14 protein-coding genes are annotated in these 16,074 nt (G+C 64.6%); 5 read left to right on the top strand and 9 right to left on the bottom strand.

Annotated elements, in window-relative coordinates:
- Window positions 1-143 precede the first annotated feature (143 nt).
- Complete coding sequence (locus ABFX56_RS01705; protein WP_346231549.1) at window positions 144-1,055, bottom strand: DMT family transporter; 912 nt, start codon at window positions 1,053-1,055, stop codon at window positions 144-146.
- Window positions 1,056-1,126: 71 nt separating this feature from the next.
- Here ABFX56_RS01705 and ABFX56_RS01700 point away from each other — a divergent pair, with 71 nt between their 5' ends.
- Window positions 1,127-2,041, top strand: a complete 915-nt coding sequence (locus tag ABFX56_RS01700; protein ID WP_346231548.1) for a LysR family transcriptional regulator — start codon at window positions 1,127-1,129, stop codon at window positions 2,039-2,041.
- A 48-nt stretch (window positions 2,042-2,089) separates the two neighbouring features.
- Here the strand turns inward: ABFX56_RS01700 and ABFX56_RS01695 are convergent, their stop codons facing one another.
- Both ABFX56_RS01695 and ABFX56_RS01690 read right to left on the bottom strand, forming a co-directional pair.
- Window positions 2,090-4,225, bottom strand: coding sequence for a glycogen debranching N-terminal domain-containing protein (locus tag ABFX56_RS01695; RefSeq protein ID WP_346231547.1), 2,136 nt, complete (start codon window positions 4,223-4,225; stop codon window positions 2,090-2,092).
- Window positions 4,222-5,226 (bottom strand): SDR family oxidoreductase, encoded by a 1,005-nt coding sequence (locus tag ABFX56_RS01690; RefSeq protein ID WP_346231546.1) that lies wholly within the window; start codon window positions 5,224-5,226, stop codon window positions 4,222-4,224. The genes ABFX56_RS01695 and ABFX56_RS01690 overlap by 4 nt, the downstream gene beginning before the upstream one ends.
- Before the next feature lie 157 nt (window positions 5,227-5,383).
- On the opposite strand from ABFX56_RS01690, the gene ABFX56_RS01685 reads away from it, so the two are divergent.
- Together ABFX56_RS01685 and ABFX56_RS01680 are read left to right on the top strand one after the other, a co-directional pair.
- Window positions 5,384-5,902 carry a DUF2127 domain-containing protein gene (locus ABFX56_RS01685; RefSeq protein WP_346231545.1) on the top strand — a complete coding sequence of 173 codons (519 nt, stop codon included), beginning with the start codon at window positions 5,384-5,386 and terminating at the stop codon, window positions 5,900-5,902.
- Window positions 5,899-7,101 (top strand): MFS transporter, encoded by a 1,203-nt coding sequence (locus tag ABFX56_RS01680; RefSeq protein WP_346231544.1) that lies wholly within the window; start codon window positions 5,899-5,901, stop codon window positions 7,099-7,101. Before ABFX56_RS01685 ends, ABFX56_RS01680 begins: the two co-directional genes overlap by 4 nt.
- Before the next feature lie 48 nt (window positions 7,102-7,149).
- On the opposite strand, the gene ABFX56_RS01675 is transcribed toward ABFX56_RS01680, so the two are convergent.
- Genes ABFX56_RS01675 through merA form a run of 3 tightly spaced genes read right to left on the bottom strand, consistent with a single transcriptional unit; the run spans window position 7,150 to window position 10,016 of the window.
- Window positions 7,150-7,833 carry a haloacid dehalogenase type II gene (locus ABFX56_RS01675; protein WP_346231543.1) on the bottom strand — a complete coding sequence of 228 codons (684 nt, stop codon included), beginning with the start codon at window positions 7,831-7,833 and terminating at the stop codon, window positions 7,150-7,152.
- Between the two features lie 14 nt (window positions 7,834-7,847).
- Window positions 7,848-8,528 (bottom strand): organomercurial lyase MerB, encoded by a 681-nt coding sequence (gene merB, locus ABFX56_RS01670; RefSeq protein WP_346231542.1) that lies wholly within the window; start codon window positions 8,526-8,528, stop codon window positions 7,848-7,850.
- 45 nt (window positions 8,529-8,573) lie between these two features.
- Window positions 8,574-10,016, bottom strand: a complete 1,443-nt coding sequence (gene merA, locus ABFX56_RS01665; RefSeq protein ID WP_346231541.1) for a mercury(II) reductase — start codon at window positions 10,014-10,016, stop codon at window positions 8,574-8,576.
- Between the two features lie 142 nt (window positions 10,017-10,158).
- Between merA and ABFX56_RS01660 the strand changes: the two genes are divergently transcribed.
- On the top strand, window positions 10,159-10,548 hold the full coding sequence (locus ABFX56_RS01660; RefSeq protein WP_346231540.1) for a heavy metal-responsive transcriptional regulator: 390 nt from the start codon (window positions 10,159-10,161) through the stop codon (window positions 10,546-10,548).
- Between the two features lie 64 nt (window positions 10,549-10,612).
- Window positions 10,613-11,914 (top strand): permease, encoded by a 1,302-nt coding sequence (locus ABFX56_RS01655; protein ID WP_346231539.1) that lies wholly within the window; start codon window positions 10,613-10,615, stop codon window positions 11,912-11,914.
- Window positions 11,915-11,936: 22 nt separating this feature from the next.
- Here the strand turns inward: ABFX56_RS01655 and ABFX56_RS01650 are convergent, their stop codons facing one another.
- The 3 genes from ABFX56_RS01650 to ABFX56_RS01640 are packed head-to-tail and all read right to left on the bottom strand — an operon-like array spanning window position 11,937 to window position 15,939.
- Window positions 11,937-12,959, bottom strand: coding sequence for a cation diffusion facilitator family transporter (locus ABFX56_RS01650; protein ID WP_346231538.1), 1,023 nt, complete (start codon window positions 12,957-12,959; stop codon window positions 11,937-11,939).
- Window positions 12,956-13,330 (bottom strand): ArsR/SmtB family transcription factor, encoded by a 375-nt coding sequence (locus tag ABFX56_RS01645; RefSeq protein WP_346231537.1) that lies wholly within the window; start codon window positions 13,328-13,330, stop codon window positions 12,956-12,958. Before ABFX56_RS01645 ends, ABFX56_RS01650 begins: the two co-directional genes overlap by 4 nt.
- A 59-nt stretch (window positions 13,331-13,389) precedes the next feature.
- Window positions 13,390-15,939, bottom strand: coding sequence for an AMP-binding protein (locus tag ABFX56_RS01640; protein ID WP_346231536.1), 2,550 nt, complete (start codon window positions 15,937-15,939; stop codon window positions 13,390-13,392).
- Window positions 15,940-16,074: the final 135 nt, after the last annotated feature.

Here is a 16,074-nt window from a genome sequence, read left to right as displayed (position 1 = left end):
GGTCTTTTCCTGCCTCGCGTCTGGTGGTCGAGCCTGTCGAGACCCGACCCTCGCCAACGTGCGGCGGCGCGCCGCCGAGCTGAGCACCCGGGCGTCGGAAGAGCTGTCTGCCGACACGACAGTGGTCCGGGATGATTCGGGGCTCATTGAGCGAAGGCGGACGGTACCCGGCCTCGCTGTTCGATAGAGCGACCAACCGCCGTCCCAGCGAGAATGAGCGTGATCCCGAGATACCCGATGATTTCGAAGGTGTCGTGTGCAATTACGATTCCCGCTACGACGGCCCAAACGGGTTCGGTACCGAGGAGGAGACTGACTCGTGAAGGCGATGTTCGCCGAACGGCCCACGTTTGCGTGAAAAACGCAAACACGGTGCACACGACAACGAGATAGACGAGAAGAAAGATTTGCATCGCATCCAGCTGTGCCAGGTACGTCGGGATGGGGACGCCGGAGACCATTGATATCCCTGTGAAGAGGATGCCGCAGGTGCCCACCTGCACGGTCGTGAGGTTCAGCGAGTCCACCGTTTTGCCGATGGTGTACTTATCCAGGCAAATGACGTGTACCGCCCTCATGGTTGCGGCACCCAGCACCAGCACGTCTCCCAAGCTGGGCGGGCGGAGATCACCGTTAGTCGCGAGGAACGCCACACCTACGACCGCCGTCCCTGCGGCGAGAAGGAACTGACGTGACAGCCGCCGAGCGGACGCGACGGAGTCGAGCATCGGAGTGAACACAATCGTCAGACTGATGATGAGTCCGGCATTGGTCGCCGAGGTGTGGGCGATTCCGAAGGTTTCGAGTGCGAACACAACCGAAAGCATCACCCCGAGGAGCACACCCACCCGCAGCTCCGCATAGTTCACCTGCTTCTGCCGCACGGCGACGATGGCGGACATGATCGCTGCGGCGAGCAGCATGCGCACCGAAAGGAGCGCCACTACTGTATTTGGCGCGACCAACTCTTTGGCCGCGAGGTACGTTGACCCCCATGACGCGGCGACCACGAGAAGCGCGAGATCCACACGAACCCGGACGAAATAACCGATCACTTCTTCATGTTCCCGGCAGGAACCAATTAGAACAAGGACCAGTTCTGGGCGATATGCATTAGTTTGTCATTATGGAATTGGGACAGTTGCGCGCCTTGCGAGAGTTGGGCGAGCGGGGCAGCATCGCCGCCGTCGCCGCGGCCATGCATGTCACTCCGTCGTCGGTATCGCAACAGCTCAGCGCACTGCAGCGAAAGTTGCCTGTCCCATTGACTTTCAAAGACGGCCGGCGAACCGCCCTTACCGATGCCGGACGAGCGTTGGCGCTGAGCGCAGTCGAGGTGGAAGTTGCGCTGGCGCGTGCCGAGCAGGCGGTGGCGCGCTTCCAGAGCGAGACAGTGGGAACAGTGTCGGTCGCGGCCTTCCACAGTGCGGGTCTGGCCCTCTTCGGCCCGATGCTGGCCGCGTCCGGCCACTTTGGACGACCACTGATCAGCGTGAGCGATTTCGATGTAGCACAGGAGGACTTTCCGGCACTTACCGCAGACCATGACCTGGTCATCGCTCACCGACTGGTCGGCAGTGCCCCCTGGCCAGCGTCGGTTCGGGCGGAACCGCTGTTGGTTGAACCGCTGGATCTGGCAGTTCGGCGCGACCACCGCCTGGCCGCGAAGCCGTCAATCGAACCGGAGGACCTCCGCGGGGAAGCCTGGGTGGCAGTTCATGAAGGTTTCCCACTCGAACGGGCAGTCAGCCTGATCGCAAGCATCGGTGGTGCCGAAGCCTACCTACGCCACCGGATCAACGAGTTTTTCGTGGCCGCGACGGTGGTCGCCGCCACCGACTGCGTCGCTCTGATGCCCCGTTACACCACTGATCTTCGCAACAACCCCGACGTCGTTCTTCGCCCGCTCTCGCGCCCCGCGATCGGCCGGCACATCGATTGTCTCTCCCGACCGGAAACCCTGGAGCGTGACAACGTCCAATCCGTCTTGGCGCAACTCAGGGCGATAACTGCCGAATTCCCTTCAAAATCCCTCCGCTGACGCGTACGGTTTCGACTGCGCTCGACCATCCGAGAAACGCGTACGTTGTCACCGGCGGCGGCTTTGCAGCGTTGGCTGATGTACGACGGTGACGTGGTCGCCGCGGGCTTTCACGGTGGCGCCGCCATTTCGGGTGCGCCGCACCGCCAGGTCGAAGGTCGCCGTGCCCACGTGAACACCTTCGATCGTGAAGTCCGGCAACCACTGCGGCAGGTGCGGGTCGACAACGATGGTTCGCAGCGGCGCGACCGGCCGCAGCACCAGCAACGACTGGATGATGGCGATGATGGCGCTGGCCGACCAGGCTTGGGGAGAGCAGGAGTCCGGATACACACCGGGGTGTGGATGGGCGTCGTCTCGAGGGAGCCCGGAGAGCACTTCGGGCAGTCGGTGACCCTCGAACAGTGATGCCGCGGCGAAGGTCGCTTCGGCGATGCGGTGCAGTTCGTCCCAACATCCGTATCGTGCGAGGCCGATCGCCAGCGTGCCGGCCTCGACCGGCCAGACACTGCCGCGGTGGTAGCTGAACGGGTCGTAGGCCGGATGCTCCGCCGAGAGTGTGCGCATTCCCCAGCCGCTGAACATGTCGGGGGCGAGCATCCGCCGGGCGACGGTGGAGGCCAGGGCGCTGGGCACGATGCCGGTGGCCAGCAACTGGGCGTCGTTGGAGTTCACAGAGCGCACCTGCTGCTTGTCCGGGCCCAGTGCCTGCGCATAGCAGCCGTGCTCCGGCATCCAAAACGTCCTGTGGAACCGGCGCCGCAGCCGGCCGGCGCGCGCGACGAGCTGTGCGGCGAAGACCCGGTCACCGCAGGCGGTGAAGGTCAGCGCCGCGTAGCGCAGCGCGGCGTAGTGGTAGCCCTGCAGTTCACTGCTCGCGATGGGGTTTTTTACCGAGACGCCGTCCTGGTCGACGATGGCCGTAGCCGAGTACTTCCAACCCTGGTTCTTCACACCGCGCTCGGATCGCGTCTCGTACTCGATGAACCCGTCGCGGTCCGGGTCGGCATAGCGCCGCAACCAGTCGAGGGCCTGGCGTGCCGCCGGCAAAACGTGGCGAACGGTGTCCAGATCTCCGGTCCAGGCGAGATACTGGCCGAGAAAGATGAGAAAGTCCGGGCTCGTGGACCAATCTCCGTAGTATCCGCTGAACGGATTGATGTCGAGCTTCGACAGCGGCCCGTGCCGGGCCTGATGCACCATCTTCCCCGGCTCCTCGTCGCGCCAATCGTCGATGGTCCTGCCGATGTGCTCCGCGTTGAGCAGCAGGGCGTCGCGCAACATGGTCGGACCGGCGAGCAACGACTGCCAGCCGGTCGTGAGGGTGTCCCGTCCGAAGATCTGCTGGTAAATCGGCAGCCCGGCGATCGGGGCGGTCGGGCCAGAACGTTCACCCAATGCCAGGGAGGCCAGGTCGCTCACCGCGCTCTGCCAGGCGGTTGCGACATCGACATTCGTAGAGTGCAGCGTCGCGAATTCGCGCCGTAAGCGGCTGCGGGCTCGCGCCGCCACATCGTCCGGCTCCGCATACGTCGCCCGGGGCGCCGGCAGCCTGATCCCGTCGATCCACGGTTCGGTGACCAGGTCGAGGCCGACGAAACTTCCCGGCGCAACAACCAGGTCGACGCCCAGAATCCCGTCCCGGTATGACACTTCACCGGGCGTTTCAACGGTGGTCGTGACCGCCAACTGCAGTTGCGGATGCCGGTAGTCCAGCCGCATCCGCTTCGCCCTGTCATCCCAGGAATCGACGACCTGGCCGTGCTGTTGCCGCGTTCCGCTCTCAGCCTCCTCGGTGTCGCTGAAGTCGGCATCCAGTTCGATACCGAGGTCGAAGTGTTGCTTGACGTCCGAATAGCTCTGCACCGTGAGACGGGTTCGCAAGCCCTCGCCGACGAATCGTTCGACCAGCAGATAAACGCCCCGCCGGGGGAGGGTTTCGCCGTCCACGAGTTTCGCGTAGGACATCAGCGCGTGTGCGCCCACCTTGGCTGTCGTGAATGCCTGCGGCTCCTCGCCGTCCACCGTGATGCGTTCGCGGGTGAGCACCCGAGTGTTCTTGGCATAGAAGCCCTGAGAGCCGATTCCGGCGACCCGGCCGTGCACGTCGGTGATCAGCACATTCCACCCGCTCGAAACGTACAGCAGGTCCGGCCGGACCCTGACGTCTCGAACTCGGTTCATCTCCGACTGCCGGCCCGGCGCAGGACCAGGCCCGCCGCCGCAACGCCAGCCGCGACTGCGACGCGCCCTACAGCCGGATGCGGCGCGAGGGTTCGCGTGTACACGCTCGTGGACTTCGATCGCTGGCCGAAGTCCCCGGTCGTACTGCCGCGTCCGGTGCTGGGGGTGAACAGGTTGTCGGCACCCTCGTCGGGGACGTCGGTGCGCTGGCCGGCGATTGCGTCGCCGGGGCCGCTGAGATACCAGTCGGTGAGTCGAGGGCTGATCCGCTGGCCGATGTCGAGCATCCGTCCGGCGAAGCCCGCGTACACCCGCGGCACCGGATGGCCGGCTGCTGCCACGATCGCTTCGGCCACGACGGACGGCTCGTAGATGCGACCGACCGGTTTGGGCTTGACTCCGATCTTGGACCGGGCGTGCCGGAACAGTGGGGTGTTGATCGAGGACGGCAGCACGTCGATGACCTGAATGGGCGACTTTTCCGCCTTCAGCTCCAGGCGCAACGCTTCCCCGAAGGCCACGATGCCGTGCTTGGCGGCGCGGTATGCCGCCTGCAACGGCACGGAGCGTTCGGCCAGGGCCGAGGACACATTGACGATGGAGCCGCGGGAGGCGCGCAGGTGCGGCAGGGCCGCTTTCATCCCGTAGATCTGACCCATGAGGTTGACCTCGATCACCCGATGGAGCTCGTCCGGCTCCATCTGTTCGACGGTGCCATAGGTGGACACGGCCGCGTTGTTCACCCAGATATCGATCCGGCCGAAGCGCTCCACCGCGGCGGATGCCAGCGCGGTCATCTGAGCGAAGTCGCTGACATCCGTGGCCACGGGCAACGCCTCGCCGCCCAGCCGCTTGATCTCCTCACTCAAGGATTGAAGAGCCTCCTGGTTGCGGGCGGCGGCCACGACGCACGCCCCACGTCTACCGAACTCCAACGCGGTTTCTCGGCCGATACCGGATGACGCGCCCGTGATGACGACGACACGATTCGATTTGTTCATGCCCCGCACCATAACCGCCGATGTGGCCGACACGAACCCTGCGGCCGGAACTCTCCGCTAGCGTTCAGATGCTTCCAACTCCCTGCATCGATGACGGCGAAGCTGCCGTCCCCATTCCGGGCCAGCTCTCCGCCCGGTCCAGTGTTGAAATAGTTACATGCCTAGGCTGCGGGAGTCCGTGATCGGGGGAGACAACGTCCTGCTCGACCGAACGTTTTTCGTGACCCTGCTCCTGAAAGGACTCGACGGCGTCTTTGAGGTAATCGGTGGTGTGTTGCTGCTGGTCACCACGCCGGCACAGATCAACACCCTGGTGTCGATCCTCACCCAGCACGAACTCTCCGAAGATCCGCGCGACCTGCTGGCAAACGCGCTCGTGCACTTCGCCGGCAGTCTCGACGTCTCGGCGACCCTTTTCGGTGCGGTCTACCTCCTGGTTCACGGACTCGTCAAAGTCATCCTCGTCGCGGCAGTGCTCCGGAATCGTCTCTGGGCCTACCCGTGGCTGATCACCTTTTTGATCGCCTTCATCCTCTACCAGGCTTATCTGCTGCTGGTGGCCTTCTCGTGGGGGCTGTTGCTGCTCACCGCGTTCGATGTCTTCGTCGTCATCCTTACCGTGCGGGAATATCGCATCCGAAAGGGGCGCCGAAGTGCCGAGGAGGATGTGGGATGAGTCGGACTGGGTGGCGCCGTGGTGTGATCGCGCCTCTTTACGCGGCCGGGTTCACCACCGCGTTTGGCGCACACAGCATCGCCGCGGGATTCGGGGCGGAGGCCGGCAGCATCGGACTGACTCTGCTGAGTCTCGGCATCCTGCTGGCGGTGTATGACGTGGCCGAGGTCGTTCTCAAACCGGTGTTCGGCTCACTCAGCGATCGGATCGGGACGAATCCGGTGATCATCGGCGGACTCATCGCGTTCGCCGTGATCTCTACCGTTGGAATGTTCGTTGCCGGCCCGGTAGCCCTAGGACTGGTCCGACTCGGCCAGGGCGCAGCGGCGGCTGCGTTCTCCCCGGCATCGTCCGCCACGGTCGCCCGACTGTCGACCGGGCTCTCGGTCGGAGAATATTTCGGCCGGTTCGGGTCGTGGAAAGCGCTCGGCTACGCGCTCGGCCCGATCCTTGGTGCCGGCCTGATCTGGCTGGGCGGATTCCCGCTCCTGTTCGGCGTTCTCGCCGGCATCGCAACGGTCACCGCCGTGTGGGTCGGCCTGGCGCTCCCGGCCCTGCCGCCGCTGCCACGCCCCCGGTACACACTGGTGGACCTCACACGGCAGGTCACGCAACGAAGCTTTCTCATCCCGACCCTGGCGCTTGCTGCAGCGACCGGATCGCTCGGCGCTGCCGTCGGCTTCCTGCCCGCCGTCGGTTCGACACTGGGAATGGATATCTTCGCCAGCACCGCCGTGATCACCGTTCTTGCGCTGGCATCGTCACTGGTTCAGCCGTTCGTGGGCCACTCACGGGATCGGGGGCGCGTCGGCGACCGGGGCGGGATCGGCGCGGGGTTGGTGGTCCTCGCAACCGGCATCGCCACCGTGGCGGTTCTCCCCGCCCCGATCACGCTGTACCTTGCGGCCGCAGTCATCGGAGTGGACATTGGAACGGTCACCCCGCTCGGCTTCGCGCACCTGGCCGAGACCACCCCACCGGAACGGATGGGGCGGACCATGGGCTCCGCCGAACTGGGCCGTGAGCTCGGCGACGCTGGCGGCCCTCTGCTTGTGGGCAGCATCGTCACCGTTGCCGGCGCCTCCGCCGGCCTCGGCGTACTCGCACTCGCGGTGCTCGCCACCGGCGGCGTCAGCTGCCGACTGCTCCGCGGCGCCAGCCCCGTCCGGAGTGTGATGAATCCGCCGCATGCTGGTTAGGCGACTGCTGCAGAACCGTCGGGCGGCAAATCGCGCCTGCCAGGCGACCTACTTCCCCGAAGCTTCTGAATGGAGAATTTTCGCGAGTTCGACAATCGATGGTGCGCTCAGGTCGGGTGGGGTGAAATAGGTCGGGTAGGTTTCGTTGCTGCGGTTGATCCAGGCGGTGCGCAGCCCGGCGTGGTGGGCGCCGAGGATGTCCCAGGGGTGGACTGCCACGAGCAACAGTTCGTGGGGTGCGAATCCGGACGCCGAAGATGCGAGCGCGTAGGCCGCGTCCGCCGGTTTCCATGGGGCGGTGCCTTCCACCGAGAGGATGTGGGAGAACGCGTCGCGGAGACCTGCGTCCGAGAGCAATTTTGTAGCGAGATCGGGGGAGCCGTTCGACAGGGTCATCACTTCCAGGCCGGCGCCGGTAAGGGAACGAACGCCCTCGGCGACATCCGGGTGCAGCGGCAGTGTAGCGAGCCGCTCGAGGATGGTTGAGATCGCCTTATCGATGGAGTGCGGCAAAATGGCGGAGCTCAGGACCGCCGTCAGATGGGTTCGGGCGATCTCGGCAAACGGGCTACTCTCACCCAGCGTGGAAAGCGCGAACCCGTCCCGCAGAACTCCGGCGAACCAGGTCTCCGCCAGCGTCGGCGGTGCGCCCACGAACTGGAACGCGCCAGCGATCGGGGACATGTCCGATAGCGTGCCGTTCACATCGAAAACGACTGCCTTAACGCTCATGTTGGTCAACATCCTCATTTCTCCAGTGTGCTTCCGGTGTGATAGTGGGAGTGCCTGGCCAATGGCTCGGGGTGTTTCGACTCTGCCTCCTCCACGAGGGCGTGCGCCATTCGCCGTCCCAGCTGGCCGGCTTCTACCACTGGTAACACGAAGCCGCTGGCGTGGCTCTCGAGCCACGGTTGGGCCGCTTCGGCGGAGGCGAAGAAGTGGACCTGGTTGCAGAATTCTGAACGTATCGAGCGCGTGCGGTTCGTGTCGATCAGGGATACCACGGTGGTCGTCGGTCGGGCTTTGGCTGCACCGGCGGCATCGATGTGTACCAGTATCGGCGTGCTGGTGGCCGGACAGGACGACTCGATCCTTGCCGCAGTTCCGAGGATGGCAGGGAAGATCAACGTGTCCAGCGCGCACCACGTAAAGAGTGGTCGCTTGTTGACCTCAAAGTGGAACTGGGTGGGTTGTAGGGTCAGGCCCCGGCCGATGATCCGCCCGTGCTCGTCGTATTCGGTGTCAGAGATGGCATCGAGTGCCTCACGGGTCTGCGTTATCGTCCGTCCTGTGGCAGCCGCGAGATCCCAGACCTCGACGGGTTGACCGTGTGCCAAAAGGCGAAGCAGCGGAACCCAGATCCCCGGCTCGAGACCGGTCGTGTTCGCGTTCAGGCGTTCTGCCATGTCGGCGCTGGCATCCATCATGATTCGGGTCCTATCTCGTGGCTGGTGTTGAAAGCGTTTGATGGGTCAGGCGGCGCAGCAGGAGAGCCGGGAAACGTCGGTGGTGTACGACTGGGCGGCGAGTTTAACGCCTTCGGCCATGGTCAGGTATGGGCTCCACATGTTGGCGACCTGGTCGACTGTCATTCCGGCTTCCAGGATGTAGACGCCGGCCGCGGCGATCTCGCCAGCGTCCTTCGCGACGGCGGTGATGCCGAGAATGCGCCCGGTCCTGTGGTCGGCGACGATCTTGATGAACCCGCGAGTATCACGGTTGACCAGGGCACGAGGTACGTACTTCAACGGTACGACTCCGCATTGGCACGCGATGCCGGCGCCAGTGGCTTCCTGGTCCGTCATTCCCACTGCGGCCAGCGCGGGGCTGGTGAAGGTGACCCGGGGAAGATGGGAATAGTTGACTTCCCGGCCAGCGTTATTGAATGCGTTCTCAACGACGAGGGTCCCGTGGTTGGCGGCGACGTAGACGAACTGACGATGCCCGGTGACATCGCCGGCGGCCCAAATCCTGCGGTTCGTACTGGCAAGGCTGCTCTTGACGACGACCTCGCCCCTATCACCGACGGCGACGCCGACCGCCGCGAGGTTCAGGCCCTCGGTTACCGGACGGCGCCCGGTGGCAACGAGGAGTTTACTCGCCCGGAATTCCTCCTGCCCGCCATCCACCGTTGCGGTTGCGACAAGGCCGCCGGTGGACGGGTCGGTGCGCACCGCGGTCACCGTCGCTCGACGGACCACCCGGATGCCCTCGTCGGCGAAGACGCCGGCCAGCGTTCGGGATGCTTCTGGTTCCTCCGCCGAGGCTAGCTTGGAGCGGACCAGCATGGTTACCGTCGAGCCCAACCGGGCGAACAGTTGGGCTTGCTCCAGGGCTACATAGCCACCACCGACCACTAGGAGGGATTCCGGAAGTTCTTCCAGTTCCATCGCGGTCGTTGAGGTCAGGTAGGGCACATCGGTTAACCCCTCGATCGGCGGAAGCCATGGCCTCGAGCCGGTGGCCACCAGATAGTGTTCCGCGCGTACCGTCTGCACCGCGCCGTCCTGATCGGTTATTGTCAGCATCGGCTCGGCAGCGGTCCCTGCGAATGCGGCGTCTCCGTGCCGTAGCTCCCACCCGTAGTCGCTGATCAGGTCGACGTATTTGCCGGCTCGCAACGTGCCGACCAACGCACGCTTGCCGCTGATCAGCCCCGGCATGTGCACCGGCTCCGCAGAAGCGATGATGCCGGGGAAGCGGGTGGAGTCCCGGGCGATCTGCCGTGCGTCAGCGGCCGCCAGCAGGGCTTTCGAGGGGATGCAGCCTGTGTTCACACAGGTCCCCCCGGTCGTCCCACGTTCGATCATCACCACCCGCTTGCCAAGGTTGGTGGCGCGGATAGCGGCGGCAAATGCGGCGCCGCCGGAACCGACGATGGCAAGGTCGAAAATCGGTGTGGAAAGATCGGACATTAACTCCCCTGGAAATGGTCGGAGGCGGGAACCGGCACCGCCTCGCACAACAGCACTGGATCTCCTACCGCATACTCTGCACCCTCCTCTATAGTGGAAGGTCAAGAGCAGGGTCGCCTCGGGTTAGATCGGAAGGTGCATTGTGCGCATTGGTGAAGCGGCTGCGGCCACTGGAATGACGGCCAAGACCCTTCGGTTTTATGAAGATCGGGGACTTCTCCCGCCCGCACGTCGGGCAGCCAATGGCTACCGCGATTATGGGGACGAGACGGTGGGCCGGCTGGATTTCATCCACCGTGGCAGGAACGCCGGGCTCACGTTAGCCCAGATCGGCGGGATCCTTCGGGTTCGAGATGCAGGGGATGCCCCCTGCATTCACGTACGAGACCTCCTTGCCGGACAGCTAACGGACCTTGATCGGCAGATCTCCGAGCTCGTGGCGCTGCGAGCAACCATCGCCGAATATCACGACAGGATCGCCTCGGCTGATCCTGTCGCCTGCGACCCCGAACGAATCTGCAGTTACATCTAAGCCCGCTGGATCCCTACGAGCTTGAGCCTGCCCCTGCGGCAATGTTCTAGCCTGGGAAGCACTCATGACGGTTCTATCGATTGCGGGGCAGAGTCTGCTCGAGGGGTTCTTCATGTTTTGGGGGACACTGTGGGCTCTGATACTCGGGTTCACGCTCTCTGGTGCGGTCCAGGCTTTCGTCTCCAAAGGTGAGATGCAAAAAGCGATGGGTGATCATCGGCCGCGTACCATCGTGCGAAGTGGATTGCTGGGCATCGCCAGTTCCAGTTGCTCATACGCCGCAGCAGCGCTGGCAAAGTCACTGTTCCGACGGGGCGCCGATTTCGTCACCGCCATCGTTTTCATGATCGCCTCCACGAATCTCGTGGTCGAGCTCGGAATCGTGCTCTGGTTGTTGATCGGCTGGCAGTTTGCCCTGGCAGAATTCGTTGGCGGGGCGATCATGATCATCCTGTTCGTCGCCCTGGCACCGCGGATCTTCCCGGCCGACAAACTCGCCGCAGCTCGTGAACGGCTAAATGCGCGTGCTGCTGTCGTCGACACGCAGGGCCAGCCAGAGGAAACGGCAGCCCGGGTTACATCTCTATGGAAGCGGCTTCGCTCGCCTGCCGGTTGGACAGACGCGGCAGGTTATGCGGTATCGGATCTGAGCATGCTCCGACGGGAACTCATCATCGGCTACCTGGTCGCCGGAGTTCTTGCCGTGGCTGTTCCGCCGTCGGTGTATCAGGCCATCTTCTTCTCGGGGCACGGACTGTGGGCTGATCTGGTTGATGTCGTTGTCGGACCGTTCATCGCCTTCATCAGCTTCGTATGCTCGGTGGGGAATGTTCCTCTTGCGGCCGCGCTCTTCAAAGGCGGTCTGAGCTTCGGTGGCACGATCGCGTTCGTATTCGCCGACCTGATCACCCTGCCGCTGGTGCTCATCTACGGCAAGCTTTACGGTCGGCGTCTGGCGTTGCGCCTATTCTTCACATTCTGGGCCGTCATGAGCGCCTCCGGCCTGGCCGTTGACTTTCTGTTCCGGCTCGTACGCATCCCGACACCGGCCGTCCCGACGCAGATCATGCCGACCAATTTTGCATGGAACTACACCACGTACCTCAACGTCATCTTCATCGTCATCGGCGCGATCATGTGGTGGAGGTATCGCAGCGGAAGGGGGCGTGATTCGAGTACTGCGTATGCCAATGACCCGGTGTGCGGAATGCAGGTCGAAAAAGACCAAGCGCCAGCTACCCACACGCACGACGGCCTCAGGTACTACTTCTGCTCCGACCGCTGCCACGACCGGTTCGTGGCCGATCCGAGCAGATATGTCGGCGCATCGGGCCAGAAGGCGAGCCCCACCCGATTGCCAGATTGACTCTTTGAACGTGGACTCTGGATTAGGCCTGGATGCTCGTGACGGTGAATGAGTCGAGGTTGGGGAGTTCCGCTTTCACGTGGGCGGTGGCGTGTTCGGCGATGTCCCATGCGTCGTGGAGTGAGTCGGTGTTCACGGTGATCGTCGCGGCACCTTGGAGGCGGTGGCCCACCCAGCGCAGTTGGATGGAGGACACGGAGGCGAGACCGGGGGTATGTCGGAGGGCGTACTCGGTGCGGTCGACGAGCGCTGGGTCGACGGCGTCCATCAGACGGGCTCCGATGCTCTTTACGGTGCCCCATAGCAGAACGAGGATGGAGATGGCGATGATCAGTCCGACGATGGGGTCGGCCAGGGGGAAGCCGAGCATGACGCCGATGGCTCCGATCACCACGGAGAGTGAGGTGAAGCCATCGATGCGGGCGTGGATGCCATCGGCGACCAACGCTGCAGAGCCGATCTTTTGGCCCACCCGGATGCGGTATAACGCGACGGCCTCGTTTCCGGCGAATCCGATGACTCCTGCGGCGATGATCCACCAGGCGTTCTCGATGGGCTGTGGGTGGATGAAGCGGCTGATTGCTTCCCAGCCGGCGACGATCGCGGACAGTGCGACGACCGCGACGATGAACAGCCCGGCAAGGTCTTCGGCACGGCCGTAACCGAACGTGTAGCGTCGGGTGACGGCGCGACGGCCGAGGACGAACGCGATCCATAGTGGCAGCGCTGTTAGAGCGTCGGAGAAATTGTGGATCGTATCGGCCAGGAGGGCGACCGAGCCGGTGAAGAGCACGAGGACGAACTGAAGTGCCGTCGTACCCAGCAACACGAACAGGCTGATCTTTAAGGCCCGTACCCCGGCGATGCTGGCTTCGACGGCATCGTCAATCGAATCGGCGGGGTCATGTGTGTGTGGCACGAACAGGTGGTGCAGGAAACCGCGAATACCCCCGTGTGCGTGATCGTGCCCATGGCCATTGCCGTAGGAGGAGTCAGAGTGGTCGTGCTGGTGGTCGGCAGGGCCGTGCGTGTGGGAAACCGTCATGCAGATGCACCGATTTGTCCGTGGTGGTGAGGTGGCAGGGATCCGGTCGAAACGGAATGCTCGGCTTGCATGATCGCGTCGTTGACGAGAGCAGCGCCGTGCTCGTCGGCGAGGCCGTAGAACACGCGAGTGCCGTCTTGTCTGGTCGAGACCATGCGCGCCATGCGTAGCTTCGCCAAGTGCTGGGACACGGCTGCTGGGGATTTGTCAACGATGTCCGCCAGATGGTTCACCGACAGTTCCCCAGCGCCCCGTAGTGCCATGATGATGCGTACTCGGGTGGCATCGGCCAGCATGGAGAACACCTCGACGGCGAGTTCGACGTATGGCGAGTCCGGGTCGAGCCCGCCAACCTGGTTATCTGCATGCATGCGTAGATTCTACTGCGAGCAGGATTCGCCTGCCTTCGCGGCCTCTTGTTCGGGGCGGGCTAGCGTCCCATGAGCTGGCTGCGTTTCCGCCGGATCAAACTGCGTGCGCCCGTGGTCGCAACGTTGTAGAGCCTCCAGGTGGCGATGCCGACCGCCAGGGAGAGCAGTGTTCCCAGCCAAGGCGCGGTGTCCTCAAATGGCGGGTACACCTGCCAGTGCGTGAGGTAGACGAACATCGATGCACCGGCCAGTGCTCCGATCAGCGGTATGACCAGTCGTGGAATGGGGAGAGCCGGAATCCAGATCAGCAGGAGGGTTCCGCCGAGCACGACCCCCTCCCGTAACGGGTCGCCGAAGAAGCCCGCGATCGCGGCGAGTGCGACAACGGTTGCCACGATGCGCGCCCTGGCCGTGTTCGACCGGGCGATCAGCCACCCCAGCGCAATGCACCACAGCTGGGCCACGATCATGTACCGCTCCACCGGACCAGCCTGGACCCCCTGCACGGAAACCAGCCGCGCGGCCAGCGCCACACCGACCAGCCCGAGCGCGAAGGCATACGGCCTCGCGCGCTCCATCCGGTCGATGGCCGGGACGGCGAACAGCACGGCCAGGCCCAGCATGGTCCAGATGATCGCCTCCAGGAACCAGAACTGCCATTGCACGCTCCAGTGTGCGGACTGCCCCACAACGCCGTTCAGCAGCAGGGCGGTCGCCGGCTGGTAAAACCCGGTGAGCAGCCCGGCTGTGCCGATCCACACGACCGCAGGCACGGCAACGTGGGCGGAACTGCGCAGCAGTGGTCTGACCCGCGATCGTCCCGGGACGGCCGCGAACTGGAAGCGGGCGAGGTTGTATCCGACAATCACCATCAGGAGATGGGCTCCACCCTGCAGCCGGAACAGGTCGGCATGGGTACCGACGATGAGGAGGATGGCCACGGCGCGCAGGATGGCCGGTACTTCGATTCGGGGCATCCGCCGACGTGCCGGCCGGCCGGACGCCGTGCCGCTCGTCGCGGAAATCTGTGCGGAGACTGCTTGCTGCGTCGCACGCTCCGGCGACAGGAAGTCGGCGAGTGCCCGCACCGTCATGGTTGGCCAGTCGCGGGGTATTTCGCCGAGCTCTTCCAGCCGTAACGCGACCTCCACGAAGCTCAACGAATCGCCGTCCAGGCCGGCGAACGAGTCCGCGAGCGTTGCCCCGGGTCGACCGAGAAGTTCCCGGTAGATGCCGAGAATCACATCCGCGGTGGTCTTGGCCGGCTCCGTATCCGTCGTCTGGTCGGGTCGTCGCGTCGCTGCATACGCGCGGAGGGCGGCATTGTCGGGTTTGCCGCTGGAAGTGAGCGGAAACTCCGAAATCGCGTGCACATGGATCGCGTGCTGGGGTAGCCCCAACACCTTGGCTGCCTGGGTGCGGACCGGCACCTCGTGGCGGGCTGTCGTGACGAACAGCACTAGTCGGTCGTCCACTCCCACGGCACGGACCCGGGGTCCTCCGGTGCTGAGCAGGGTCTCGACCTGGTCGAGGTCGACACGCAACCCGAACACCTTCACGAACCGCTTCAGGCGCCCGACGATTTCGAACAACCCGTCCTTGCGGATGCGTGCCAGATCGCCGGTGCGCAATTCTCCGACCGTGCGGCCTGCAGCGAAGTCCGCGGCGGCTTCCGCATAACCGAGCATCACACCCGGCCCGCGGAAGACCAGTTCGCCGACAGTCTCGCCGGGTGCGGCATCGAGTCGAAGGGTGCTGCCGGGGATGGCGATGCCGATGGCGCCGGCGCTGGACTCCGCTCGCCTCGGGGGAAGGTATGCCATCCGGGCGGTGGCCTCGGTCTGCCCGTACATGACGACGAAGTCGAAGCCGCGCTCCCTGCCCAGCCGGGCATACTCGCGAATCCGGTCCGCGCCGAGCCTGCCGCCGGCCTGCGTGATGTAGCGGAGGGTGGGCAGCGACCGCTCCGCGAAGCCGGTCGCATCCAGTAGGTCAAACGTGTGGGGGACGCCGGCGAACGAGGTCGCTTCGAAGGCAACGAAGTCGTCCCAGAACTGTTGCTCGGTCACCGATCGATCGGTGAGGAGTACGCTGGCCTCCGCCAGAAGGTGGCTATTGAGCACCGAGAGCCCATAACAGTAGTGCAGCGGCAACGTGGTCGCCGCCCGATCGGCGGGAGTCAGGCCAAGGTAGTCGGCGATTGCCGAGGCGTTCGAGTGCAGGTTCTCGGCCGACAGTCTCACCAGTTTGGGCGAGCCCGTGGACCCGGAGGTGCTCCCCAGCATCGCCAGATCCGGATGCAGCGCATGCCGGGTTCCCGGCCGGCGAACGTCGAGACCCCATCCATCCGCCTCACCCAGGGCAACGACATCCGGATCAAAACGCTCGATCAGGCGCCGGCGATGCCGATCCGCGGGCGAGCCCTCGGTACCCGGTTCGACCAGCATGACCGGGTGGCCGCCGGCAAGCGCAGCCAAATAGGTGACGATCGGCTCGATAGCGATCGGTGCCTGCACCATGACGAGCCGCCGGGTCGTGCCGAGTTGGGCTCGGCGCTCGGCCACCCGTTCGGCGAGGCCCGCATACGACAACGTCGCGGTACCTGTCACGAGTGCGGGATCTTCGCCCCGCCCACCGAGAAACCGGAGAACGCTGCGCTCGGACCCGTGCTCCAGGGCCGCGCGAGAATGAATGCCGGCTGTCGCCAGTGAACTATGCGGCACGGAACCTCTTCATGTGCGGGG

The organism is Parafrigoribacterium mesophilum, from assembly GCF_039652555.1.
In the GTDB taxonomy this organism is placed as follows: domain Bacteria; phylum Actinomycetota; class Actinomycetes; order Actinomycetales; family Microbacteriaceae; genus Parafrigoribacterium; species Parafrigoribacterium mesophilum.
This window is presented reverse-complemented; position numbering and strand designations above follow the sequence as displayed.

What these genes read in the sequence shown, in the direction of transcription:
- ABFX56_RS01680 (WP_346231544.1), top strand. Translation starts at nt 5,899, where the DNA reads ATGAGTCGGACTGGGTGGCGCCGTGGTGTGATCGCGCCTCTTTACGCG.
- ABFX56_RS01645 (WP_346231537.1), bottom strand. Translation starts at nt 13,330, where the DNA reads ATGCATGCAGATAACCAGGTTGGCGGGCTCGACCCGGACTCGCCATAC.
- ABFX56_RS01655 (WP_346231539.1), top strand. Translation starts at nt 10,613, where the DNA reads ATGACGGTTCTATCGATTGCGGGGCAGAGTCTGCTCGAGGGGTTCTTC.
- ABFX56_RS01685 (WP_346231545.1), top strand. Translation starts at nt 5,384, where the DNA reads ATGCCTAGGCTGCGGGAGTCCGTGATCGGGGGAGACAACGTCCTGCTC.
- ABFX56_RS01695 (WP_346231547.1), bottom strand. Translation starts at nt 4,225, where the DNA reads ATGAACCGAGTTCGAGACGTCAGGGTCCGGCCGGACCTGCTGTACGTT.
- merB (WP_346231542.1), bottom strand. Translation starts at nt 8,528, where the DNA reads ATGATGGATGCCAGCGCCGACATGGCAGAACGCCTGAACGCGAACACG.
- merA (WP_346231541.1), bottom strand. Translation starts at nt 10,016, where the DNA reads ATGTCCGATCTTTCCACACCGATTTTCGACCTTGCCATCGTCGGTTCC.
- ABFX56_RS01700 (WP_346231548.1), top strand. Translation starts at nt 1,127, where the DNA reads ATGGAATTGGGACAGTTGCGCGCCTTGCGAGAGTTGGGCGAGCGGGGC.
- ABFX56_RS01650 (WP_346231538.1), bottom strand. Translation starts at nt 12,959, where the DNA reads ATGACGGTTTCCCACACGCACGGCCCTGCCGACCACCAGCACGACCAC.
- ABFX56_RS01675 (WP_346231543.1), bottom strand. Translation starts at nt 7,833, where the DNA reads ATGAGCGTTAAGGCAGTCGTTTTCGATGTGAACGGCACGCTATCGGAC.
- ABFX56_RS01690 (WP_346231546.1), bottom strand. Translation starts at nt 5,226, where the DNA reads ATGAACAAATCGAATCGTGTCGTCGTCATCACGGGCGCGTCATCCGGT.